The 21241-nt window shown below is 62.3% G+C and carries 21 protein-coding genes; 14 read left to right on the top strand and 7 right to left on the bottom strand.

The window, feature by feature from the left end; translation table 11 throughout:
• Positions 1–69: 69 nt before the first annotated feature.
• Both QCE79_RS04045 and QCE79_RS04050 read left to right on the top strand, forming a co-directional pair.
• Entirely contained in the window at positions 70–792 is a 723-nt protein-coding gene (locus QCE79_RS04045; RefSeq protein ID WP_244827440.1) for a response regulator, read from the top strand.
• Complete coding sequence (locus tag QCE79_RS04050) at positions 776–2119, top strand: ATP-binding protein (RefSeq protein WP_309842042.1); 1344 nt, start codon at positions 776–778, stop codon at positions 2117–2119. Before QCE79_RS04045 ends, QCE79_RS04050 begins: the two co-directional genes overlap by 17 nt.
• 277 nt (positions 2120–2396) lie before the next feature.
• On the opposite strand, the gene QCE79_RS04055 is transcribed toward QCE79_RS04050, so the two are convergent.
• A complete protein-coding gene (locus QCE79_RS04055) occupies positions 2397–2660 on the bottom strand; it encodes a hypothetical protein (RefSeq protein WP_244827442.1) in 264 nt (87 codons plus the stop codon).
• Positions 2661–2758: 98 nt separating this feature from the next.
• Positions 2759–4444 (bottom strand): diguanylate cyclase, encoded by a 1686-nt coding sequence (locus QCE79_RS04060; RefSeq protein ID WP_309842047.1) that lies wholly within the window; start codon positions 4442–4444, stop codon positions 2759–2761.
• Positions 4445–5165: 721 nt separating this feature from the next.
• Here QCE79_RS04060 and QCE79_RS04065 point away from each other — a divergent pair.
• Both QCE79_RS04065 and QCE79_RS04070 read left to right on the top strand, forming a co-directional pair.
• Complete coding sequence (locus tag QCE79_RS04065) at positions 5166–6917, top strand: ABC transporter permease subunit (RefSeq protein WP_244827444.1); 1752 nt, start codon at positions 5166–5168, stop codon at positions 6915–6917.
• Between the two features lie 12 nt (positions 6918–6929).
• A complete protein-coding gene (locus QCE79_RS04070; RefSeq protein ID WP_309842052.1) occupies positions 6930–8309 on the top strand; it encodes a nitrate/sulfonate/bicarbonate ABC transporter ATP-binding protein in 1380 nt (459 codons plus the stop codon).
• A gap of 320 nt (positions 8310–8629) precedes the next feature.
• Here the strand turns inward: QCE79_RS04070 and QCE79_RS04075 are convergent, their stop codons facing one another.
• The 3 genes from QCE79_RS04075 to QCE79_RS04085 all read right to left on the bottom strand — a co-directional run bounded on the left by QCE79_RS04075 (position 8630) and on the right by QCE79_RS04085 (position 11039).
• Entirely contained in the window at positions 8630–9154 is a 525-nt protein-coding gene (locus QCE79_RS04075; RefSeq protein ID WP_244827446.1) for a hypothetical protein, read from the bottom strand.
• Complete coding sequence (locus QCE79_RS04080; protein WP_244827447.1) at positions 9151–9705, bottom strand: hypothetical protein; 555 nt, start codon at positions 9703–9705, stop codon at positions 9151–9153. The genes QCE79_RS04075 and QCE79_RS04080 overlap by 4 nt, the downstream gene beginning before the upstream one ends.
• 263 nt (positions 9706–9968) lie before the next feature.
• Positions 9969–11039, bottom strand: coding sequence for a sigma-54-dependent Fis family transcriptional regulator (locus QCE79_RS04085; RefSeq protein ID WP_244827448.1), 1071 nt, complete (start codon positions 11037–11039; stop codon positions 9969–9971).
• 599 nt (positions 11040–11638) lie between these two features.
• Here QCE79_RS04085 and QCE79_RS04090 point away from each other — a divergent pair.
• The 5 genes from QCE79_RS04090 (at position 11639) to QCE79_RS04110 (ending at position 14920) form a co-directional block, all read left to right on the top strand.
• Positions 11639–11992: a hypothetical protein gene (locus QCE79_RS04090; RefSeq protein ID WP_250463982.1), complete on the top strand. Its 354-nt coding sequence runs from the start codon at positions 11639–11641 to the stop codon at positions 11990–11992.
• A 55-nt stretch (positions 11993–12047) separates the two neighbouring features.
• Positions 12048–12365 (top strand): YqjD family protein, encoded by a 318-nt coding sequence (locus tag QCE79_RS04095; protein WP_250508771.1) that lies wholly within the window; start codon positions 12048–12050, stop codon positions 12363–12365.
• An 84-nt stretch (positions 12366–12449) separates the two neighbouring features.
• The gene (locus QCE79_RS04100; RefSeq protein WP_244827451.1) at positions 12450–12686 is read left to right on the top strand and encodes a hypothetical protein; all 237 of its coding nucleotides are present in this window, start codon (positions 12450–12452) and stop codon (positions 12684–12686) included.
• 381 nt (positions 12687–13067) lie between these two features.
• Positions 13068–14474: a sigma-54 dependent transcriptional regulator gene (locus tag QCE79_RS04105; RefSeq protein WP_244827452.1), complete on the top strand. Its 1407-nt coding sequence runs from the start codon at positions 13068–13070 to the stop codon at positions 14472–14474.
• Between the two features lie 239 nt (positions 14475–14713).
• On the top strand, positions 14714–14920 hold the full coding sequence (locus QCE79_RS04110) for a hypothetical protein (RefSeq protein ID WP_244827453.1): 207 nt from the start codon (positions 14714–14716) through the stop codon (positions 14918–14920).
• A 24-nt stretch (positions 14921–14944) separates the two neighbouring features.
• On the opposite strand, the gene QCE79_RS04115 is transcribed toward QCE79_RS04110, so the two are convergent.
• Entirely contained in the window at positions 14945–15127 is a 183-nt protein-coding gene (locus QCE79_RS04115) for a hypothetical protein (RefSeq protein WP_309842060.1), read from the bottom strand.
• 2 nt (positions 15128–15129) lie between these two features.
• On the opposite strand from QCE79_RS04115, the gene QCE79_RS04120 reads away from it, so the two are divergent.
• The 4 genes from QCE79_RS04120 (at position 15130) to QCE79_RS04135 (ending at position 18525) form a co-directional block, all read left to right on the top strand.
• Positions 15130–15366 (top strand): hypothetical protein, encoded by a 237-nt coding sequence (locus tag QCE79_RS04120; RefSeq protein WP_309842062.1) that lies wholly within the window; start codon positions 15130–15132, stop codon positions 15364–15366.
• Between the two features lie 191 nt (positions 15367–15557).
• Positions 15558–17018, top strand: a complete 1461-nt coding sequence (gene otsA, locus QCE79_RS04125; protein WP_244827456.1) for an alpha,alpha-trehalose-phosphate synthase (UDP-forming) — start codon at positions 15558–15560, stop codon at positions 17016–17018.
• 131 nt (positions 17019–17149) lie between these two features.
• Positions 17150–17500, top strand: coding sequence for a chemotaxis protein (locus QCE79_RS04130; RefSeq protein ID WP_309842065.1), 351 nt, complete (start codon positions 17150–17152; stop codon positions 17498–17500).
• Positions 17501–17616: 116 nt separating this feature from the next.
• A complete protein-coding gene (locus QCE79_RS04135) occupies positions 17617–18525 on the top strand; it encodes a YihY/virulence factor BrkB family protein (protein WP_250508774.1) in 909 nt (302 codons plus the stop codon).
• Between the two features lie 137 nt (positions 18526–18662).
• Here QCE79_RS04135 and QCE79_RS04140 read toward each other — a convergent pair whose 3' ends face one another.
• Entirely contained in the window at positions 18663–20150 is a 1488-nt protein-coding gene (locus QCE79_RS04140) for an RNA polymerase factor sigma-54 (protein WP_244827459.1), read from the bottom strand.
• Positions 20151–20624: 474 nt separating this feature from the next.
• On the opposite strand from QCE79_RS04140, the gene QCE79_RS04145 reads away from it, so the two are divergent.
• The gene (locus tag QCE79_RS04145; RefSeq protein WP_244827460.1) at positions 20625–20963 is read left to right on the top strand and encodes a BON domain-containing protein; all 339 of its coding nucleotides are present in this window, start codon (positions 20625–20627) and stop codon (positions 20961–20963) included.
• The last annotated feature ends 278 nt before the right edge of the window (positions 20964–21241 follow it).

The raw sequence follows: 21241 nt of genomic DNA on the forward strand, positions 1-21241 counted from the left end.
AACACCCCGTAACCCTTTACGGCATCCTTGCGGGCAAACGGTTACGTCTCACGCGCTAAACTTCAGCCCATGACTACGCAAATACTTGTCGTCGACGACGACGCCGAACTGCGCGACCTTCTGCGCGACTATCTGGTCCGGCAGGGCATCGAGGTTTCGGTGCTGCACGACGCCGGTTCGCTGGAACGCCGGCTGGAGCGCGAGCGCCCCGATCTGATCGTGCTCGACTTGATGATGCCGGGCGTCGACGGCCTGACCGCGCTCAGAAAGCTGCGCGCATCGGGCGACGACATCCCCGTCATCATGCTGACCGCGCGCGCGGACGACGTGGACCGCATCGTCGGTCTCGAACTCGGCGCGGATGATTACCTCGGCAAGCCGTTCAATCCGCGTGAATTGCTTGCCCGCGTGCAAGCCGTGCTGCGCCGCCGCCGCACCATTCCATCGGCCGCGCCGGAACAGCGCGAGCCGTATTCGTTCGGGCGCTTCAGGCTCGACTTCCAGTCGCGCACGCTGCAACAGGACGACAGGCCGATCACCTTGTCCGGCAGCGAATTCGCGCTTCTGAAGATTTTCGTCAACAACCCTATGCGCACACTGACGCGCGAGCGTCTGCTCGAACTGCTGCACGGGCCGGAATACGACGGCACCGACCGTGGTATCGACGTGCAGGTGTGGCGTCTGCGGCGCATTCTGGAAAGCGATCCATCCGCGCCGCGTTTCATTCAGACGGTGCGCGGGCGCGGCTACGTGTTCGTGCCGGACGGCGAGCAAAATGCGCCGGGCAATTGACACGCTGTTCGGGCGGCTGGTCGTCATCGTCATCGGCATGCTGGTGCTGTCGCATGTCGCTTGGTTCGCCATCATCCGCTTCGAGCGCGACAACGTGCAGACGCGTTTTGCCGTCGAGGAAACCGCATTTCTCGTCGATGCCGTGCGTCAGCACATGGCCAACACACCCGATCAACCCTTGCCGCCGCGCGTGCGCATCTTTCCGCTCAACAGCCCGGAAGTGCCCCGGACGCCCGACGAAGACACGCCGCCGCCGCTCGCTCATTTCATCGAAGACCTGAAAGACCGTCTGCCGGATGGCACCGATGTTCGCCTGAACGAACCCGGCGCGCCGCCCAGCGTGTGGGTGCATGGCGCGAAGGACGCCGGCTGGATCGTCGTGCCGGTGCAGCCGTTGCGGCCGCCGCGCTCCCGCGACCGCATGCTGCTGTGGCTCGCGCTCATTTTCTCGACCGCCGTACTCGCCGCGCTCTTCGGCGCATGGCAGTTGCAATATCCGTTGCGCTCGCTGGCGCAAGCGGTCGGGCGTTTCGGTCGCGGTCAGCCGACGCCGCCCGTTCCCGAACGCGGCCCGCGTGAGCTGCGGCAACTGACGCACGGCTTCAACCAGATGGTGCGTGAAGTCTCGCAAACCGAGAACGATCGCGCGGTGATGCTCGCAGGCGTCGCGCACGATCTGAAGACACCGCTCGCGCGTTTGCGTCTACGCGCCGAGATGATGGACGACGCCAAGGTGCGTGATGGCGTAGTGCGCGATGTCGATTCCATGGCGCATATCGTCGATCAGTTCCTGGTGTTCGCGCACGACCGGCCAGATGGCAGCGAGCCCGTTTCGGTCGATCAGCAGTGCGAGAAGATCGCGCGGACGTATCGCGCGGTGTCGCCGACCGCGGAACCGGTTCGGCTCGACCTGGAAGCCGGGCCGAATTTCGTGCTGCCCGCGGCAACGCTCGACCGGCTCTTGTCGAATCTCCTCGATAACGCGCATGCCTACGGCGCGGCGCCCATCGTCATTGCGACCCGGCGCGCGGCAAAGGGCTGGGTGTTGACCGTCTCGGACCACGGCAAGGGTATCGCGCCGGACGATCTCATCAAGGCGAGCCGGCCGTTCGTGCGGCTCGATCCGGCGCGCGGCGGCAGCGGACATAGTGGCCTCGGTTTGGCTATCGTCGAACGGCTCGCACGGCGCGCGGGCGGGGAATGCGAGGTCGGCAATCAGCCTGCGGGCGGGTTGCAGGTGGTCATGACGTTCCCGTTCGATGTCGCCTCGCAGCCGACGAGCGAAAGGCGCGTGGGAGCGCAGCATGAGGAGCGTGCTTCTCTTTGAACCGCGCACGTCGGCTTTCGTCGCGCTGAAAACAAAGCGCCTCCGCATCGAAACGGAGGCGTTTTGTTTTGCGCCAATGTCTATGGAACGATGTTTCAGTGTCGGGCCGTGTTCGTGTGTAGCTCGAAGTAGGCCAGACGATGCTCAACGTCCGAAGCGTTGAACCTGCATCGAGAAAGCAAAATCGCCTCCGAATCAAAGTCCGGAGGCGTCTTTACTAAACCCGCGTCAATGGAACAACGTTTCAAGGCCAGGCGGCATTAATCCATGCCCCACGTCAATCAAACAACGTTTCCAGCGCCGAGGCCGCTTCACTATCCACGGTGTTGTAAGTCACCGTCGAAGCCTCGAAGATGTAATGCGTGGTGTATTTGCCAAGCCGCGCGAGAATTTCCTCCTGAATGACTTCCGGCGCAAGCGCGATCTTCAGAAACCATGTGGTCGAAGAAAGGCGCGTCTGGAACGAGCCGTACTCGGCCAGCAATTGGTCGAACGTTTCAGCGTCCTGATCGCGGCACACGATGACCAGATTTCCCTTCATGCATTTCTCCCGTGACGGCGGCGTCATTCGATATTGAACGTCGATGATACCTGCCCGCCGTCGAGCGCGACGAGATGCCCTCCCAAGCCATGCCGCGCTTACTTACCCATCAGCGAGTTTTCGGGATAGCGCGCGGGCGGCGGGGGATCGGCCGGGCGCACTTCGCTGCGGTCGCGACCACGCGATTTCGCCTCGTAGAGCGCGAGATCGGCGCGAGAGAGAATCCATTCGAGCGCATCGTCGGCAGCAAGTTCGGTAATCCCGATGCTTACCGACAACACCGCCTCGTCGGGAAGATGCGCGCAATGCTCGTGATGAAAGCGCTTGCGCAGCCGCTCCAGCACGGCCTGCGCGTCCGCCAGCGCGGTCTGCGGCAGCAGGATGCCGAATTCCTCGCCGCCGAGCCGGCCGACTGCATCGCTCGGACGCAACTGCGCGCGGCACACTTCGGCGAAGTGTTCGAGCGCGCGGTCGCCGGACGCGTGTCCGTAACGGTCGTTGATCTGCTTGAAGTGGTCGAGGTCCGCGATGGCGAGCGACAACGGCGTGCCGACCGAGCGCGCGAGTTCCACTTCGTGGCGCAGCGTGTCGAGAAAGTAGCGGCGCGAGAGGGCGCCGGTGAGCGCGTCGTGGCGCGCTTCGGCCGACAAGAGCGTATTGGCCGATTGCAACTGCTCGGCGAGATCGCGCGTCGCGCGATGCAGACGGCGCTCGCGTGAATACGAGACGGCGATCACGATAGCGAGTGTCACGACGCCGAGCATCGTCAGGAACACCAGCACGCGGTCGCGGCTGTGATTGCGGCTGATCTCCGGCCAGCTCGTGAGCGGATGGACGATGTGCGCCGACAGCCCCGAATTCAGCCCGGTGCGCTCGTCGTAGAGCGCGGGCACGCTGCTGCCGTTGGTCGCGTAGAAGGTTTCCGCGAGCGTCGGCGCGAGCCAGTGCTCGGCCGCGCGCATCTGATCGCCGACATGCGCGACGCGCAACGGCGGAAAGTCCTCGCGCCGGTAATGTTCGAGCCGCTCGCGCGGCGTCATTTGGGCGACGGGCGCATCGGGCATGGCCTGATACTCGAGCGCGCCGTCGTGCGCCATCACCACGACGCCGTTTTCATCGGTGACGAAGGTGCCGGCCCGCGACACCCAATGCCGCAACCGGTCGATGCTCACCTTGGCGATCACCGCGCCCACGAGGATGCCGTCGTCGTAGATCGGCGCGGCGATGTAGATGCCCGGATCGCCCGAAAGCCGCCCGACGCCGTACATCTCGACGAAGCCGCCGAGCAGCGCCCGCGCGACATAGCCGCGCGCGCTCATCTTGTAGCCGATGAAACTGTTGTCGTCCGCCGAATTGCTCGATGCAATGCAGTAGCCCTGGTCGTTGATGAGCCAGATGGAATCGAGGCCGGAGAAGCCCTGCGCGTCATGGAGGAACCGGTTGACCTTCGCGAGATTGGGACGCGCGGTCCATTCGGCGCGCCGTTCGCTTTCCGAGCCCGCGGGGTTCGAGGCATAATCCCGCGATTGCGCGAGCGCATGCTGCATGAGTTCGACCTGTGCGAGCGTGGCGGGAATGGCGCGCGACATCGCGAGATCGCTTGCGATGACCTGCGCCATGTTGTCGACGATGGATGCCGCCATTTGTCGTTCGGTGCGCACCGTGCCCGTCATTTCCTGCTGTACCATTCGGTCCGACAGCAAGCCGGCCGCGATCCAGCACGCAAGGCCGAGCAGCGCGAATCCGAGGAGCGCGATCAGTCGGTGCAGGAGGGTCTTGTTCATCGCGTTCTCGGCTACGCTGGCTCACGCCGCGCGCGGATTCAAGCGAGAACAGCCGGGCAGACGGGCGTTCGGCTTCGGGGCGGCGTAGTGCATTGCATCGGCGCTCATTATTGTTAGTGATAGCCACGATTGGACGATGTTTTTCGCCGCCCAGCAAGCGCCTTGTCTCCACAGGCGGCGTCTACCCAACACAGGGTAAGCACGGGCGGTTCGGTTCTTGCGTTATGTGTTGCCTTCGTCGCTGCTCGTACGCACTCCCGGCGTGGTTTTGGTCGGCCTGCTCCTCGGCTTGGGGCAGAGGTTAAGTCAAAAGAAAGCCAGATTATTCAGAATGCGGATGCGACGGCGACCAAGCGTTTATTTTGCCTCCGTGGCGCCGAAGAGCAAATAGAAACATCACACGAATGACGTGGCTGAGCGCCGAAAGATTGTGACTGTCACGAAACTTGGTGTAGTGTCGCTCGGTTCCGCACAGCCGGTACGCACTGGTTAAAGAGTGACGGCTGCCTGACGTTATCCATTTGCTGGTTTTCTGTGTCGTCTGTCAGCTTTTGGACGGGCAGATACGTTGAGCATGCGGGTAGCGCGACGGATTCCACGAGAGTCGACGATCAGGCAGTCATCGATCACGAAGGCGTCTTGCCCGCGCGACGGCTTGCCGTCATGAGCACTATCCCGCGCCTTGCGCGGTTGGAACAAAGCCTTACGGGGAGGGCGTTGCATGGAATTTGGTTTCAATCTGAACCGCACGGCGAACGCGTCGGTATGGCGGATCTTGCCCAATCGCTGGGACTTCGTCGCGTTCCCGATGATCATCTGCATCATCGCGCTTGCCGCTGTCGGTTTCCACGAGACGCTCGCGCCTATTTCCACCCTGCAGACGCAGGCGATCTCGCTCGACCCCGGCAATCTCCCCGAATACGCGCTGCGCACGACCTTGCGCATGCTGCTCGCCATGGTCGCCTCGCTCATCTTCACGCTGGTTTATGGCACGCTCGCGGCGAAGAGCCGGCGCGCGTCGGTCGTGCTGGTGCCGGTGCTCGACATCCTGCAATCGGTGCCGGTGCTCGGCTACATCTCGTTTACCGTCACGTTCTTTCTCGCGCTTTTTCCCGGGCGCGTGATCGGCGCGGAGTGTGCCGCGATTTTCGCCATCTTCACGAGCCAGGCGTGGAACATGACCTTCAGCTTCTACCAGTCGCTGCGCACGGTGCCGCGCGATCTGGATGAAGTCTCGCGCGGCTTTCACCTCACCAACTGGCAGCGCTTCTGGAAGCTCGAAGTGCCGTTCTCCATGCCCGGCCTCATCTGGAACATGATGATGTCGATGTCGGGCGGCTGGTTCTTCGTCGTCGCCTCCGAGGCCATCACGGTGGGCAACCGGAGCATCGTGCTGCCGGGTATCGGCGCGTATCTGGCCGCGGCGATCGGCGAGCGCAACCTCTCCGCGATCGGTTGGGTGATTCTGGCGATGACCGTCGTTATCCTTGCCTACGATCAACTGATGTTCCGTCCGCTTGTCGCGTGGGCAGACAAATTCCGCATGGAGAACACGAGCTCGGGCAACGCGCCGGAATCGTGGCTGCTCGATCTGATTCGCCGCACGCGGCTGATCCACCGGTTGCTGGTGCCGGCCGGATGGCTGTTCGCGAAGGCCGCGCGCTTCCCGATTCGTCTGCCGTCGCTGCAAGGCGTGAAGCTGCCGTTGCGCGCCACCGTGCCGTCCACGCGCACCGGCGATATCGCCTGGGGCGCGGCCGTGCTGCTCGTCACGGCGTTCGTCACGTGGAAGGTGGTCTCGTTCGTGTCGACAGGCGTCGGCTGGAGCGATGTCGGTCACGTGTTCGTGCTCGGCTTCATCACGCTGATTCGCGTGGTCGTGCTGATCGGCATTGCGTCGGTGGTGTGGGTGCCGGTCGGCGTGCTGATCGGGTTGCGCCCCGCGCTCGCCGAGAAGATGCAGCCCGTCGCGCAGTTTCTCGCGGCGTTTCCGGCGAACCTGCTGTTTCCGGTGTTCGTCGTCGCCATCGTGCGCTGGCATCTGAACCCGGATATCTGGCTTTCGCCGTTGATCGTGCTCGGAACGCAGTGGTATATCCTCTTCAACGTGATTGCCGGGGCATCGGCGTATCCGAACGATTACCGCGAGGCCGCGGCCAACTTTCAGATTCGCGGTTGGCAATGGTGGAAAAAGGCCATGCTGCCAGGCATCTTCCCGTACTACATCACCGGCGCGATCACGGCATCGGGCGGCGCGTGGAACGCGAGCATCGTCGCGGAGGCGGTGTCGTGGGGCAAGACGAGCGTCGTCGCGCACGGGCTCGGCGCGTATATCGCGCAGACCACTGCGGATGGCGACTATCCGAAGATCATCCTGGGCATTGCCGTGATGTCGCTTTTCGTCACGCTGTTCAACCGATTGTTGTGGCGCCCGCTGTACGCCTACGCCGAAGCAAGACTTCGACTGGATTGAGGACGAGTTCCGATGCAGAACACCAAGAACACGCAAAACCCCAACACGCCGGGCGCATCGCGCACGACGGGCACGCCGGCGCCCAGCGTGCCCGGCACGCCGCCGCGCCTGGGCGCGGAAATCCTGCGCGTGCAGAACGTGAGCCGCGGATTCAACAAGACCCAGGGCGAACTGCTCGTGCTCGACGACGCCAACCTCTCGCTGCGCGAAGGCGAGATAGTCGGTCTGCTCGGACGTTCGGGCTCGGGTAAATCGACGCTGTTGCGCATCATCGCCGGACTGATCGAGCCGACTGCCGGCGACGTCACTTATCTGAACGAGCCCTTGCGCGGACCGGCGAAGGGCGTCGCGATGGTGTTCCAGACGTTCGCGCTGTTCCCGTGGCTGACCGTCATGCAAAACGTGGAAGCGGGTCTGGAAGCGCAGGGCGTGGCGGCGCGCGAGCGGCGCGAACGGGCGTTGGCGGCCATCGACCTGATCGGGCTGGACGGTTTCGAGAATGCCTATCCGCGCGAATTGTCGGGCGGCATGCGGCAGCGCGTGGGTTTTGCGCGCGCGCTCGTCGTCGATCCGACCTTGCTGCTCATGGACGAGCCATTTTCCGCGCTCGACGTGCTGACCGCCGAGAACTTGCGTACCGACTTGCTCGACTTGTGGACGCAAGGGCGCATGCCGATCAAGTCGGTGCTGATCGTCACGCACAACATCGAGGAAGCGGTGTTCATGTGCGACCGCATTCTGGTGCTGTCGTCGAATCCGGGCCGCGTGATGGCCGAGATCAAGGTGCCGTTCAAGCATCCGCGCAATCGTCTGGACCCGGCGTTCCGGCGTCTCGTCGACGACATTTACGCGAAGATGACCGCGCGGCAACTGGATGAATCGAAGAAGAAGGGACTCGAGCTCGGAAGCTGGCTGCCGTCGGTGTCGACCAATCTGATGGCGGGTCTCATCGAAACGCTCGCGGCGGAGCCGTATCACGGTCGCGCGGACATGCCGGAAATTGCGCGCACGCTGCATCTCGAGGTCGATGAACTCTTTCCGGTGGCCGAAGTGCTGCAGCATCTCGGTTTCGCCGACGTGCGCGAAGGCGATATTTTCCTGACGCCGCAGGCGCGCGTGTTTGCCGAATTCGGCACGCAGGAGCGCAAGATGATGTTCGCCGAGCATCTGCTGCGGCACGTGCCGCTGGCGGCGCGGATCAAGAAGGTGTTGAACGAGCGGCCGGGGCATCGCGCGCCGCGCGTGCGCTTCGAGCAGGAACTGGAAGACTTCCTCTCCGACAAGGCCGCGCAGGAAACGATGGATGCGGTCATCGACTGGGGTCGTTATGGCGAGATCTTCTCGTACAACGATCAAACGGAGATGCTGAGTCTGGAAGACGTGGAGGCTTGAGGCTATTGGTGGTTTCTGCGGGAAAGGCGCGGTGGCCGGTCAGGACGCCGCGTTTTTCTTTGGGGCTTTGATCATCACGTCGTGCTGGAGGCAAGTGAGAACGCTGAAGGTCGAGGCAAGGAGAAGCGAGGACTCGCCACGCCTTTTTCGAAAGTAGCAGGCGCACGGCAACGGTCAACGAACGGCGCGGCAGGGTCGCACTGCACTGGCCCGCCAACATCAAGCCATCGCCAGAATCGAAGCCAACAAAAAAGCGCGGACTCGCCGCGCTTCTTGTTCGAAGCCTCGAAGCAAAAAAAGCGGTTCCGCTGCCTCCCCGCCTACTGCAGATTCCCCCACCGCTCGACCGCCGGTTCCGCCGAAGCCCACTTCCATCCCTCGGTTTGCTGACACGCCGTCGCGATGAACCAGTCTTCATGCGAACTCGGATCGTCGCCATCCGCCACGGAGAACGCGAATTCCTTGCAGCTCGCAAGCGCGCTCTTGACCTCGCGCAGCACTCGCACCTGGCCGTGGCCATTTTCCACCGGCAAGGTGTGCTTGACCTTCCAGGGTCGCGTCTCGCCGATGTCCGACATGCCCGCCGTCACCGCGATGGCAACCTGCTGATCCTGATGCAGAGACTTCGTCACGCGCTTCACGACTTCGTCGGTCGCGGCCTGCACCGCAATGCCGACGCCCAGGCCGATAGCCGGATTGGTCGTCACCGCGCCCGTTGCCACGCCCGCGAGCGCACCGCTTGCCGCGCCAATCGACGCGCAGCCGCTCATCGCGACGCACGCCGCCGCGAAAGCCGCGATGCAGCCAAGGCGCAGCGTCATGGATACCGCCACGCGCTCCGTCATTGCAGCGAGCCCCAACGCGGCGTCGCCGGTTCGGCCGATGCCCACTTCCACTTGTCGCCATCGCGGCACACGGATGCCACGTAGAACGCGCTGTCGGCGGCACGGTCTTTGGTCGCGTCGCGATCGACGGAAAAGACGATTTCCTTGCAGTCGAGCGTACCGCTGCTGATCTGGCGGCTCACTGTCACGCGGCCTTTCTCGTCGTCTTCGATAGGCACCGAATGCACCGAGATCCACGGCGCCACCGAGCCGACGTCGAGCGGGCCGGCGACCGACGCGATCTTGTCCTGCGTGTCCGTATGCACGATGCGCTGCGAGTACTGCACGCCCGCCCGCGCCGCCGCCACCGCGCCAAGACCGATACCAGTGGCGACCGCGGCGTTGCTCGTCACCTTGCCCGCGATAGCCGCACCGGCGATACCGGCACCAGCCGTCGCGCCTTCGCTGTAGAGGGAATTGCAGCCGCTGAGACTCACGCAGGCGATAGCGCCCGACACGATCGCGGCAAGCGCGGCGGCGCGCTTGCCGCGCCATTCAACCCTGATCTGCATGTTGCTGGTTTCCTTCGTCTGCCCAGGCGCCGTGAGCCAGGCTGCGAATCTCCTTGAGGAATCGCCGCCAAAGCCCCGCCACGTAAGAATGCGCGACACGTGCATGTCGCGAGCTTCGCGCATTTTGAAGCATGCTTCTAATTACCGCTTCGAGAAAATTGCAAGAAATTGCAAGCAGCGGGAACGCGTTGCTCAACGCCCCATAAAAAAGGCGAGAACGCTTTCACGCACTCGCCTTTTGTTCGTCCGTGACCAACGGACGCTCAACTTTCGTTGCTGCCGCCGGAAGGGGCTTCGCCTGATTCGGTGTCCTCGTTTTCATAGGCGCCAAGGCGGTTGTAGAGCGTCTTGAGACTCACGCCCAGCGCTTTCGCGGCACGACGCTTGTCGCCGCCGCAATGCTTGAGCGTGCCGAGGATGATCTGCTTCTGCGCATCCGCGAGCGGCGTGCCGACCCAGACGTTCATCGCATCGCCCTGAGTGACGGGCTTCTTCACGCGCGATGCCAGATGCGGATGCGCGATCTCCACGGTCTTCTCCGCGAGAATGAACGCGCGATACACCGTGTTCTTGAGTTCGCGCACGTTGCCCGGCCACGAGTAGGTGCGCAGCACGTCGAGCGCGCGTTTGCTGAAGGCCTTGCTCGTGCCCTCCTGCGCGTTCATTTCGGACAGAAAATGCTGGGCGAGCAGTTCGCGGTCCGAATCGCGTTCGCGCAAAGGCGGCGCGCGCAGCGGAAACACGGCGAGCCGGTACATCAAGTCCTCGCGCAAGCCGTTTTCCTTCACGGCGGCAATCGGATCGCGGTTGGTCGCGGCGATCACTCGAACGTCGGAGCTGATGAGATCGTTGCCGCCGACCCGAAAGAACGTGCCGGTTTCGAGCGCGCGCAAGAGCTTCACCTGCCGCACGGGCGACATCTCCGTCACTTCGTCGAGAAAAAGCGTGCCGCCATTCGCGTGTTCGAAGTAGCCGATACGTCCCGATACCGCGCCCGTGAAACTGCCTTTTTCGTGACCGAAGAGTTCCGCTTCGATGAGGTTGTCGGGAATCGCGCCGCAATTCACGGCAATGAACGGTGCGTCCTTGCGCGCGCTTTTATCGTGGATGGTCCGCGCGACGAGCTCCTTGCCGGTGCCCGACTCGCCGATGATGAGCGCGGTCGCATCGGTGCCGGCGACGCGTTCGATCTGCGTGTACAACTCCTGCATCACGGGTGATGAGCCGTACAGCAGTCCGTACGATCTCAAGCCCGGCACTTCCCCCGCATTGCGCTTTTTCTGCGCGGCTGTATCGCCGACGGCGATGGGCGGGTCCAGATCGGTTGTCGCCATGTGTGCTGATATGTCCTGAGTTCTGCCAATATGGTTGAGCGGATGGCGGCCAGGCATCGGTCAAGCGTGGTGGCGCATGTCGATGCGCGCGAGCGGCGCCAAGCATGCGAACCGGCCGCGTTAGCTGAGTTTCGGCTCGATGCCGCCAGTTTCGGGCGTTTCCTGGCAGCAACACGTCGCTTGATTTGACGCCAAGCAAGCTCGCGATCCATTCGTACGATCGCTCGTCAGGCGGGTCGATGTTTTCCGTAGACGGACAAGTCCATCTCATAAACGCTATTTAACCATTCGCAACGACTTTGCGGCAACGTGCGGCGTTCGGCATCGCCCAATTTGTCTGATTGGCACATGTGCGTCGCGTGACTTCCGGCAAGGTTCTCGCTCCGCTCGGGGAATTTACACGTCTACAGCGTAATACTTACCCGGTTTCGTGATGGCTCGCGCGGACCGCTTCGGGCAGAACATTTCCTGGACGCCGTCACAGATGGCTGGCATGAAAGCTGCAAGGACGAGTCATCCTTATTCGAACAAGCTCGCAGCAAGCGGTCGGTGTGCATCGCGACTGCGAGCGGACGGCAGCGAGAGAGGTAACACGCATCATGGACGATACGCTCGACTTCGACACCGCCACGCGCGACGGCAATATGGTCGGCAACTTCGGTGGCAACGCCAGCAAGCCCGTGCGGCCGACGCGCGGCGGACAGGAACTCGCGGTGCGCGAGCCGATCGACATTTACCATTGGGCTCTGGTCGCGCTGGTGACCGCGCTCATGTGTGCCGTGCTCGGTTACGCGGCGGGCACGCCTGCGCTTTCGCGTGCGGCCAACGTCACGAGCGCCGTGTTCGGCGTGCTTGGCGTCGCGTTGATGGCCGGCGGCGTCCTGCGCAATCTGCGCATGCGTTTCACGATGCACGGTGTGGCCAAGGCGCTCGCGGGCGCTGAAACGCATTGAGATACGCAAAGCTTCAGACTTTACCCCCACATTTCTAAGGCAAGGACCTGATTTCATGACTGAGACGACTGTCCAGCTTGCGTTGGGCAAGCAGAAAATTATCGAAGACATCAAGGTGCTGCTCAACGACTCGGAAGAGTTGTTGCGGCTCTCGGCGTCGCTGCCGGGCGAGGGCGTCGATGCCTTGCGCACGCGCCTTCGCGATCACGTCGATTCGGCGCGCTCCGCGCTCGAAGACGCGCAAGCGAGCGCGCAGACGCGTTACAAGACCAGCGTCGAGTGCACCGAAAAATATGTGCGTGAAAATCCGTGGCAATCGCTGGGTATCGCGGCGGGCGCGGGCTTTCTCATCGGGCTTCTGGTTGTCCGCTGATCGAAGCGCGCTGAATAGACAAGAGCGCGCGTCGGCGAAATCAAGGCACAAACAGCGATTTAGATAACCAAGGGAGAAAACGAGATGGCACGTCCTTCAATCGGAATTTTCGGGGCGCTGTTCGCGGTGGGCAGCGTGCTTGCATGGAAATGGGCGCAATCGCGCGATGCCGCCACACGTCGCACGGCCCGCGATCTGCACCGTTGGGAAGACGAGGGCGGCAAGGTGCTGACGCCGTCGAGTCGCTTGCCCGCGCCGCATGAGGTGAATGGTCACGGCGTAGGCGGCACGGCAGACGCCTGGAATTTCCCGCGAAGCTGACGCGCAGTAGTCCACAACCGTCGTTCCATTGCGAGCGACGGAGTGCTGCCGGAAGGCGTTTTCATCACCGCCGCGTTAGAACGAACTCCGCGCACGCCCGACCGGCGTGCGTTTTTATGTCGATAAACCTTTATAATCAACGAATATCCGCCATAAGTTGCCTAAATGGAAAAACTTACGGCTGACAGACCCAAGCGTACAGCGCATCGGAAATTATTCTATTTCTCGCGCTTTTTGCGTCATGCACTTCAAGCTCGAGCCACAACGGGCGCATGACCGAAAGCCGCACCGGCCCGGGCAGTCCACCGTGTCATCGCCCGGAGAAGACCACGCCGCACCTGGCGTGTGACCCTGAAAACGCTTTGGAAATATCGAGACGCAATGCCACATGTATTGATTGTCGATGACGATCCCAGTACCCGCGAGGCGCTAGCCGCGATCATCGGCGAAGACGGACTGACGACAGCCACGGCAGGCGACTTGCGCGAGGCGCGCATCCAGCTCGTGCGGCAGACGCCGGACGTCGTGTTTACCGACCTCAAGCTGCCCGACGGCACCGGCGTCGATCTGTTCGAGGATCTGGACCCGCGCTCGGGCGTCGAGTTCATCGTCATTACCGGCCATGCGACCGTCGAGTCCGCGGTCAGCGCACTCAAGATGGGTGCGGCGGATTATCTGGTCAAACCCATCAACATGCAGCGCGTGAAGGCGATCCTTTCGCGCCTGCCGCGCGCCGGCGACCTGAAAGCGGAAATCGGCACCTTGCGTGGCGAGTTGCGCCGCATGGGCCGCTTCGGGCTGATGCTCGGCAATTCGCCGGCCATGCAGACGGTCTACGATCAGATCGGCCGCGTGGCACCGACGGCAGCGTCCGTGCTGCTGATCGGCGAGTCCGGCACCGGCAAGGAAGTCGCCGCGCAAACGCTGCACGAGCTGAGCCTGCGACGCAAGCACGCGTTCATCGCGGTGAATTGCGGCGCCATTTCGCCGAACCTGATCGAATCCGAAATGTTCGGCCATGAACGCGGCTCGTTCACAGGCGCGGACCGGCAGCACAAGGGTTATTTCGAGCGCGCGAACGGCGGCACGCTGTTCCTCGACGAAATCACCGAGATGCCTATCGAGCTTCAGGTGAAGCTGTTGCGCGTGCTCGAAACCGGCATGTTCATGCGCGTCGGGACCACGAAGGAACTCGAAACGGACGTGCGCCTGATTGCCGCGACCAATCGCGATCCCGAGCAGGCTGTGCTCGAAGGCAAACTGCGGCTCGACCTGTATCACCGCCTGAACGTGTTTCCGATCAACCTGCCGCCGCTGCGCGAACGCGGCACGGACGTCGAATTGCTCGGGCAGGCGTTCCTCGACGAACTCAACTCGCGTTACAACACGAAGAAGGTGTTTCCCGCCGCCGTGCGTGAAATGCTCGCGTCCTACAACTGGCCCGGCAACGTGCGCGAGTTGAAGAACTACGTGCAGCGCGCGTACATCATGTCGGGTACGGATTCGGATAGCACGGCCACCGTGCCGCTGCAGATTTCACTGTCGCGTCCTTCTGCGGGCACGGCGGTGACGATTCCCTTCGGCACGTCGCTCGCGCAGGCTGATCGGCAGCTCATCCTCGCGACGCTCGAACAATGCGGCGGCGTGAAGACGCGGGCGGCGGAAATTCTCGGCATCAGCCTGAAGACGCTGTACAACCGGCTCGTCGAATACGGCGAGGATGCCGCTGGCAAGGCAGCCGTCGGAGAAGGCGGAGACCTTTCTGACGCGGATAGCGAAAATACCTGAACGTCGCTTATCTTTAGACAAAACATTGCCCGCTGCTTGCAAAGCGCGGGCCTTTTTATTTGTCGCATGCGGATTCAGCGCCGATAATGAAGCGGAGTCCTGGCGCGAGGTAGGCGGAAATTGGAAGAAACAAGGGCATAGGCCTTGCTGACCTTTGACTGCCATCCACGCGCGGGAAACCGCAAGAAAACGGAGCGTGGATGCGGCGATTACGATCACAAGACCGCAAGGAGCCTGACATGCCCGATTTCGCATCCGATAGCGCTCGAATCAGCGCGCAGACGCCCCAGCCGCCGGACCCGCCCGTGACGCCGCCCGATCAGCCGCCGCCCACGCCGATCCCGCCCGACACGAATCCCGATCCGACTCGCGAGCCGCCCGAACAACCGATGCAGCCCATTGGCGACCCGCCGCCCGGACCGAACGAAGCGCCGCACGTGCAATAAGGGAATTGGCGGACTTTCGACCATTCACTGAATCTGTGCAGGCTTTGAATAAGTTTCCATCTCGAAGGTAGGGATTACAACGTAGCCAGCAACGATGACCGGCGCTGCAAGCAGTGTCCGGTCGATTTTTCTAGCAAAGATGCATTGCGACAAGATCGGTCCGACGCCGCCGACGTCATTTTCGACGGCCTTCTTCTCTGGAGGCATTGATGAGGCATCCCGCACTCCGACGCTCCGCGCGTCACTCTTCCAAGCGCGAAGCACGCGCTGAGGCGGCTAAAGCCGCTGGTGGCGAAGCCGCGCCGGCACCGCCGATCGAACACGATCCCGCCAGCCAGAACCGCCCCGCACCTGACGCTCCGCCCGACGGCGAGCACAATCAGGGCGGCGTGCGCCGCGAGGGAATCGACTATCAGCGCGACCTGGGTTCGGAGCAGGATTCCTGATTTCACCGCCTTCGTTTCCTTCGACGAAAGAGCAAAAACTTCTACGCGGCGACTTCTTACCGCGTGTCCGATTTCGTTCGTAACACTTGGATACGAATTTTCATCCTGCCCGTGTCTCAAAAAGGCACGGCTCTTGCATATCTTCAGCCGCCAATTCGAGCAAGCAACGACAACTGAGAGGTGATGCTGTAATGAGCAGATTGATCGTGGTTTCGAATCGCGTCGCGCCGATCCAGGAAGGCAAGCCCAGCGCGGGCGGCCTTGCCATCGGCGTTCTGGATGCGCTCAAGGAGACGGGCGGCGTATGGTTCGGTTGGAGCGGCGAGATCGTCGGTGAAGCGGCTGACCCTGTCATAGAGAAAAACGGCAATGTGACGTATGCCACCGTCGGCCTGACGCGCCGCGATTACGACCAGTATTACCGTGGTTTTTCGAACGCCACGCTGTGGCCGACTTTCCACTACCGCAACGACCTGTCGCGCTTCGATCGCGAGGAATACGCGGGCTATATGCGCGTGAACGCGGGACTCGCCGCGAAGCTCAAGACGCTCATCAAGCCGGATGACATCATCTGGGTACACGACTATCACTTGCTGCCGTTCGCGCAGGAGTGCCGCAAGATCGGCATCCAGAATCCGATTGGCTTCTTTCTGCACATTCCATTTCCGGTGCCGGAAGTAATGCGGACCGTGCCACCGCACGAGGAACTGATTGCCGGCATGTGTCAGTACGACGTCGTGGGCTTTCAGACCGATGCCGACAAGCAGTCCTTCACCGATTACGTCGAACGTAGCGGGCGTGGTCATCTGAGCGAAGACGGCATGTTGCAGGCCTTCGGCCGCATGCTGAAAGTGGGCGCGTATCCGATCGGCATCTATCCGGACGCCATCGCCAAGGCAGCGGATCAGTTCTCCAACCGCAAGCAGGTCAAGAGCCTGCGTGACAGCATGCGTGGCCGCAAGCTCATCATGAGCGTCGATCGGCTGGATTATTCGAAGGGCCTCGTCGAGCGCTTCCAGGCTTTCGAGCGCCTTTTGCTCAACGCGCCGGGCTGGCATGGCCGCGTTTCGCTCGTGCAGATCGCGCCGCCGACACGCTCGGACGTGCAGACATATCAGCGCATTCGCCAGAACCTGGAAGGCGAAGCGGGGCGTATCAATGGCCGGTTTGCGCAACTCGACTGGACGCCGATTCAATATCTCAACCGCAAATACGAACGCAATCTGCTGATGGCGCTTTTCAGGCTTTCGCAGGTCGGATATGTCACGCCGCTGCGTGACGGAATGAATCTCGTGGCGAAGGAATATGTCGCGTCGCAAGACCCGGCCGATCCGGGCGCGCTCGTGCTGTCGCAATTTGCCGGCGCGGCAGATCAACTGCCGGGCGCGCTCGTCGTCAATCCGTTCGATCTGTCGCAGATGTCCGAGGCGCTCGAACGTGCGTTGTCGATGCCGCTCGCCGAACGCCAGGCGCGTCACGCCGACATGATGGCGCCGCTGCGCGAGAACAATCTGTCCGTGTGGCGCGATTCGTTCCTGTCGGATTTGCGCAGCGTCGCAACCGCGACTTCCGTCACAGAGCAGACCGTCAAGACGGTGCGCCAGGGCGCGAGTACATCGACGCAGGCAAGACGGCCTTCCGCCAAGGCTTGAACGTGTAACCAGAAAACCCCGCGCCTCTACACGGCGCGGGGTTTTTATTTGTGCCCGCCATTCGACGCCGCAAGGCTTGCGCGGAACGCTCCTTGCGCTTCAACCTTCGACACGAAACGAAGGAGGTCACGATGAGCGGAAGCACTCTGAATCCCAATGAAGAAGGCGAGATCGAAGTTGGCAAGGGGCACGGCACAGGCGCGTTAGGTCCGAGCGATTCCTCGGATAGCGGTTCCGACGTGCAGGGCGAAATGCGTCATCCGGGCGACATCGAAGACGAACTCGATGCCCACGCGCTCGGCCAGTCCAAAGCCGAACTCGCGAGCGATACCGACCGCTACGGCACCGGCGAGGCAGCATCCGCCGATGGCGACCACAATCTCGAACCGGACGCGGACATTCTGCCGGACGACATCGAGGACGAAACGCGCGGCCTGCTCGACGAAGACGCCGACCCCGCGGACGACAAAGACAAGGTCTGAGCACGCATTTAACGATCGATACGGCGTGCCGCGATGTACTTGCGGCGCGCCGTTTTTACGCACGTCTTTCGAAGCGGCGTTAACATCGGCGATTGATAACCGCCAAGCTCACGCCGATGACCCGAGAAGTTCCGACCTCTTCCACGCCTGTCGCTGTCGGCCGCACGTCGCGTTTCGGCTGGGTTGCGTGGTTCGTCGATCCCGTCAGGCAATGGATTCAGGACCATTGCCTGATGTTCTCCGCATCGATTTCGTTTTTCGCGGCGTTCTCGCTGGCGCCGACGCTCGTCATCGTCATCGCGGTCGCGAGCGTTTTCTTCGGCGCGGATGCCGTGCAAGGCAGACTCTTCGATGAAATCAGCGGCGTGGTCGGCCCCGATGCGGCGCACGCGCTCGAAGCCATCGTCGCCAACGCGTGGCACGCCGATATCGCGCGCAGCACGGCGCTGCTTTCGGCGGGCGGCGTGCTGATCGGCGCGTCGGCGACGTTTTCATCGCTGCATAGCGCGCTCAACGTGATCTGGCCCACGCCTATCGTGAGCGCGAAGGAAAGCATCGTCTCGCTGCTGCGCGTTCGGCTGATGTCCTTCGGCCTGGTCGTCGGCTCCGGCTTGCTGGTGGTTGCGTTGCTCGTGCTCGATGCGCTCGTCGAAGTGCTCGGCCATTGGGCTTTCGGCGACGGCAATCCGTTCATCATCCTGTCGAGCGTCACGCAGCGCGCGATTTCACTCGGCATGCTCACGCTCGCGTTCACGCTTCTGCTCAAGTTCTTGCCGACCACGCGCATGATGTGGCGCGACGCCGCGTTAGGCGCAACCGCGGCGGCCATGTTGTTCGAGGCGGGCAAGCGACTGTTTGCGTTTTATCTCGCGCATGCGGGCACGGCTAACATGTTCGGCGCGGCGGGGTCGCTCGCGATCATCCTCATGTGGCTCTACTACTCGGCGGCGGTTTTTCTGCTCGGCGCGGAGCTGGCGGCAACGGCGGCACGCAGGCGCACGCATCGGGAAGCAGGCTGGCGTTAGCGCGTCGACTAAACGCGGCGATTCGGCCGCGCATAAAAAAACCGCCCGTTGAAAGGGCGGCTGCATGCTGAGGCTACGAGGCGACTCTCTTGACCGGGTCGTCGCCCAATGCGTCAGCGCGTGAAATTTGCGTGCGTTCAGGCTTGGCGGCGCAGCTCGGCGGGCGGCACCTTCATCAGATGACGATATTTCGCCACCGTGCGGCGCGCGACGATCACGCCCTGATCCGCGAGCATCTTGGCAAGGCTCACGTCCGATAGCGGGTCGCGCGAGTTTTCCTTCGAGATCATTTCCTTGAGCAGCGCGCGTACGGCGGCAGCCGAGCACGTACCGCCGCTTTCCGTGCTGAGTTCGCGCGGGAAGAAGTGTTTGAATTCGAAGATGCCGCGCGGCGTCGACATGTACTTGTTGCCCGTGGCGCGCGAGATGGTCGATTCGTGCAGGCCGAGTTCGTCGGCGACATCGCGCAGGACGAGCGGCTTGAGCGCGATTTCGCCGTAATCGAAGAACGCCTTCTGATGCGAGACGATACATTCGGCCACGCGTTGAATCGTCGTGAAGCGCTGCTGCGCGTTGCGGATTAGCCAGCGCGCTTCCTGCAACTGTTGCGCGAGCGGCGAACGGCTTGCGCCAGCGGACTGCGCGAACAATTCCGCGTACATGCGGTGGATGCGCGCGCGCGGCAGCACGGCCGGATTGATCGTGACGACCCAACTCTTCTTGACCTGACGCACGATGACGTCCGGCACCACGTAGTTGTCTTCGCTCGCGCCGTAGTTCTCGCCGGGCTTCGGGTCGAGACGACGCACCAGCGCACACGCTATACGCAGTTCTTCCGCGCTGCAGCCGATCTTCTTTTGCAGTTCGGCCTGCTCGCGGCGTGCAAGCCGTTCCAGATGATGTCCCACGATCTCGCGTGCGACGGCGCGGCCCGGCGTGCCTTCGGGCATCGCATCGAGCTGCAGGGTCAGGCATTCCGAGAGATTGCGCGCACCGACGCCCGGCTTGTCGAGCGACTGCACGAGCTTGAGTGCGATAGTGAGTTCGTCTTCGGTCAGCGCCGGTTCGATATCGACCACATCGGCGAGTTCGCTCAGTTCCTGACGCAGATAGCCGTCGTCATCCAATGCTTCGATGATGAGCTGGGCAATCGCGCGGTCGCGCTGGCTGAGTTGATAGAGGCGCAGCGTATCGTGCAAGGTCTCATGCAGCGACGGCTCGATGCGTACCCAGTCGGCGGGATCGGAACCTTCGCCGTCGCCGCTGTTGCGCGTCGAACTGCGGCCGAACGGATCGGACGAGTAGTCGCTCATGGAGTCGTCGCGCGAATTGTTGTCGCCGCCGGAGTCGCTGTCCATGCTGCTTTCGGAGGCCATTGGCGCTTCGGTCGCATTGTCGGACGAATTCGAGAGCGGCGAGTCGCTCATCGAATTGCCGTTGTCGGCGGAAAGGGCGTTGTCTTCGGTTTGCGACTCGTCGTATTCGAGAAACGGATTCGTGTCCAGCGCGTTACGCAACTCCTGTTGAAACTCCAGCGACGACAACTGCAGCAGGCGTACCGACTGCTGAAGGCGCGGGGTGAGTGCGAGGCTTTGCTTGGTGCGAAGTTCGAGTGTAGGCGGCATTGCTTGCTAATCCTCGTTATTCTGGACTGAGAGGTGTTCGTGACGAGGACTAAAGCAATGGTTATGCCAATGCGCATCGGATGCCTGCTGCATCTACGTTTTGATCTTTGTCCACGGCTTGTTTTCACTTGGCGAAGCGATGCTTTCGCGCACTTTTTACACGCACTCAGACAAAAGCGCCGCGCCCTCCCGAGCTTATGGATCGGACTTGAGCGGTCGATGCCGCGCTTGCCGAGGACGACTTCGAGAAGCGCCAAGCCCTTTGATTCGTCGGGCTTTTTTGCTGCGTGCGGAGACCCACTAAGCACTTTTGACGGGGCACGGCACGCAAGTTGCGGTAGGGGGGACACGATTCGTGCAACACGCGGCGAACGTGATCGAGCATCACTAAAAGCAGCACCCACGGGGCGTTCCGCAAACAGGCTCAAAGCCGCGGACGCGCAGTATCGAAAATCGAAAAAATGGAGTATTGCCATGAAGACGACTCAATTCCTCAAAGCTGCTGGCGGTATCGCATGTGTCGTGTTCGCGCTGAACGTGAACGCGCAGACCACGACGACGAACTCGGGTTCGACGGACACGTCCGTTGGCCAAAAGGTTGATGACAGCGCAGTGACGACCAAGGTCAAGGCCGAACTGCTGCAAGCGAAGAACGTCAAGTCGACGCATATTCACGTCAAGACGCGCGCCGGCGTCGTCTCGCTGACCGGCACGGTGCCGTCGGCGGAAGACAAGACCGCCGCCGAAGAAACCGTTAAGCAGGTTTCCGGTGTTGCTTCCGTGAAAAACCATCTTAAAATCGCTGCCAACTAATGGCATAGTGCGTATGCCCGGCTCGTCACGGCGGGTCGCGGTGTAGCAGTCGCAGTATCGGAACCCGCGCGGAAGTTTGGCGAATCGCTCTCTTGAACGATGAAGCCAGGCTTCTAGCGCGGGTTCTTGCATGAGCAGCGTGGAGAACGTGCGCGCGGCCATGCGAAAGTCGCAGACAGACATGACACGCAATACCCTCGCAGCATCTTTGCTACCTTAAAACGAAGTACGTCCGTTCGAGGACGTTACGCAAAGCCGGCCTGCGAATGCTTCCTTCG

Source organism: Caballeronia sp. LZ003 (assembly GCF_031451465.1).
GTDB lineage: Bacteria > Pseudomonadota > Gammaproteobacteria > Burkholderiales > Burkholderiaceae > Caballeronia.

Bases quoted from the DNA above. Each gene is read 5' to 3' on its own strand.
- QCE79_RS04145 (WP_244827460.1), top strand. From the start codon at position 20,625: ATGAAGACGACTCAATTCCTCAAAGCTGCTGGCGGTATCGCATGTGTC.
- QCE79_RS04140 (WP_244827459.1), bottom strand. From the start codon at position 20,150: ATGCCGCCTACACTCGAACTTCGCACCAAGCAAAGCCTCGCACTCACC.
- QCE79_RS04135 (WP_250508774.1), top strand. From the start codon at position 17,617: ATGACCCGAGAAGTTCCGACCTCTTCCACGCCTGTCGCTGTCGGCCGC.
- QCE79_RS04130 (WP_309842065.1), top strand. From the start codon at position 17,150: ATGAGCGGAAGCACTCTGAATCCCAATGAAGAAGGCGAGATCGAAGTT.
- otsA (WP_244827456.1), top strand. From the start codon at position 15,558: ATGAGCAGATTGATCGTGGTTTCGAATCGCGTCGCGCCGATCCAGGAA.
- QCE79_RS04090 (WP_250463982.1), top strand. From the start codon at position 11,639: ATGGACGATACGCTCGACTTCGACACCGCCACGCGCGACGGCAATATG.
- QCE79_RS04080 (WP_244827447.1), bottom strand. From the start codon at position 9,705: ATGCAGATCAGGGTTGAATGGCGCGGCAAGCGCGCCGCCGCGCTTGCC.
- QCE79_RS04105 (WP_244827452.1), top strand. From the start codon at position 13,068: ATGCCACATGTATTGATTGTCGATGACGATCCCAGTACCCGCGAGGCG.
- QCE79_RS04115 (WP_309842060.1), bottom strand. From the start codon at position 15,127: ATGCCTCCAGAGAAGAAGGCCGTCGAAAATGACGTCGGCGGCGTCGGA.
- QCE79_RS04065 (WP_244827444.1), top strand. From the start codon at position 5,166: ATGGAATTTGGTTTCAATCTGAACCGCACGGCGAACGCGTCGGTATGG.
- QCE79_RS04055 (WP_244827442.1), bottom strand. From the start codon at position 2,660: ATGAAGGGAAATCTGGTCATCGTGTGCCGCGATCAGGACGCTGAAACG.
- QCE79_RS04110 (WP_244827453.1), top strand. From the start codon at position 14,714: ATGCCCGATTTCGCATCCGATAGCGCTCGAATCAGCGCGCAGACGCCC.
- QCE79_RS04070 (WP_309842052.1), top strand. From the start codon at position 6,930: ATGCAGAACACCAAGAACACGCAAAACCCCAACACGCCGGGCGCATCG.
- QCE79_RS04075 (WP_244827446.1), bottom strand. From the start codon at position 9,154: ATGACGGAGCGCGTGGCGGTATCCATGACGCTGCGCCTTGGCTGCATC.
- QCE79_RS04085 (WP_244827448.1), bottom strand. From the start codon at position 11,039: ATGGCGACAACCGATCTGGACCCGCCCATCGCCGTCGGCGATACAGCC.
- QCE79_RS04045 (WP_244827440.1), top strand. From the start codon at position 70: ATGACTACGCAAATACTTGTCGTCGACGACGACGCCGAACTGCGCGAC.
- QCE79_RS04060 (WP_309842047.1), bottom strand. From the start codon at position 4,444: ATGAACAAGACCCTCCTGCACCGACTGATCGCGCTCCTCGGATTCGCG.
- QCE79_RS04095 (WP_250508771.1), top strand. From the start codon at position 12,048: ATGACTGAGACGACTGTCCAGCTTGCGTTGGGCAAGCAGAAAATTATC.
- QCE79_RS04120 (WP_309842062.1), top strand. From the start codon at position 15,130: ATGAGGCATCCCGCACTCCGACGCTCCGCGCGTCACTCTTCCAAGCGC.
- QCE79_RS04050 (WP_309842042.1), top strand. From the start codon at position 776: ATGCGCCGGGCAATTGACACGCTGTTCGGGCGGCTGGTCGTCATCGTC.
- QCE79_RS04100 (WP_244827451.1), top strand. From the start codon at position 12,450: ATGGCACGTCCTTCAATCGGAATTTTCGGGGCGCTGTTCGCGGTGGGC.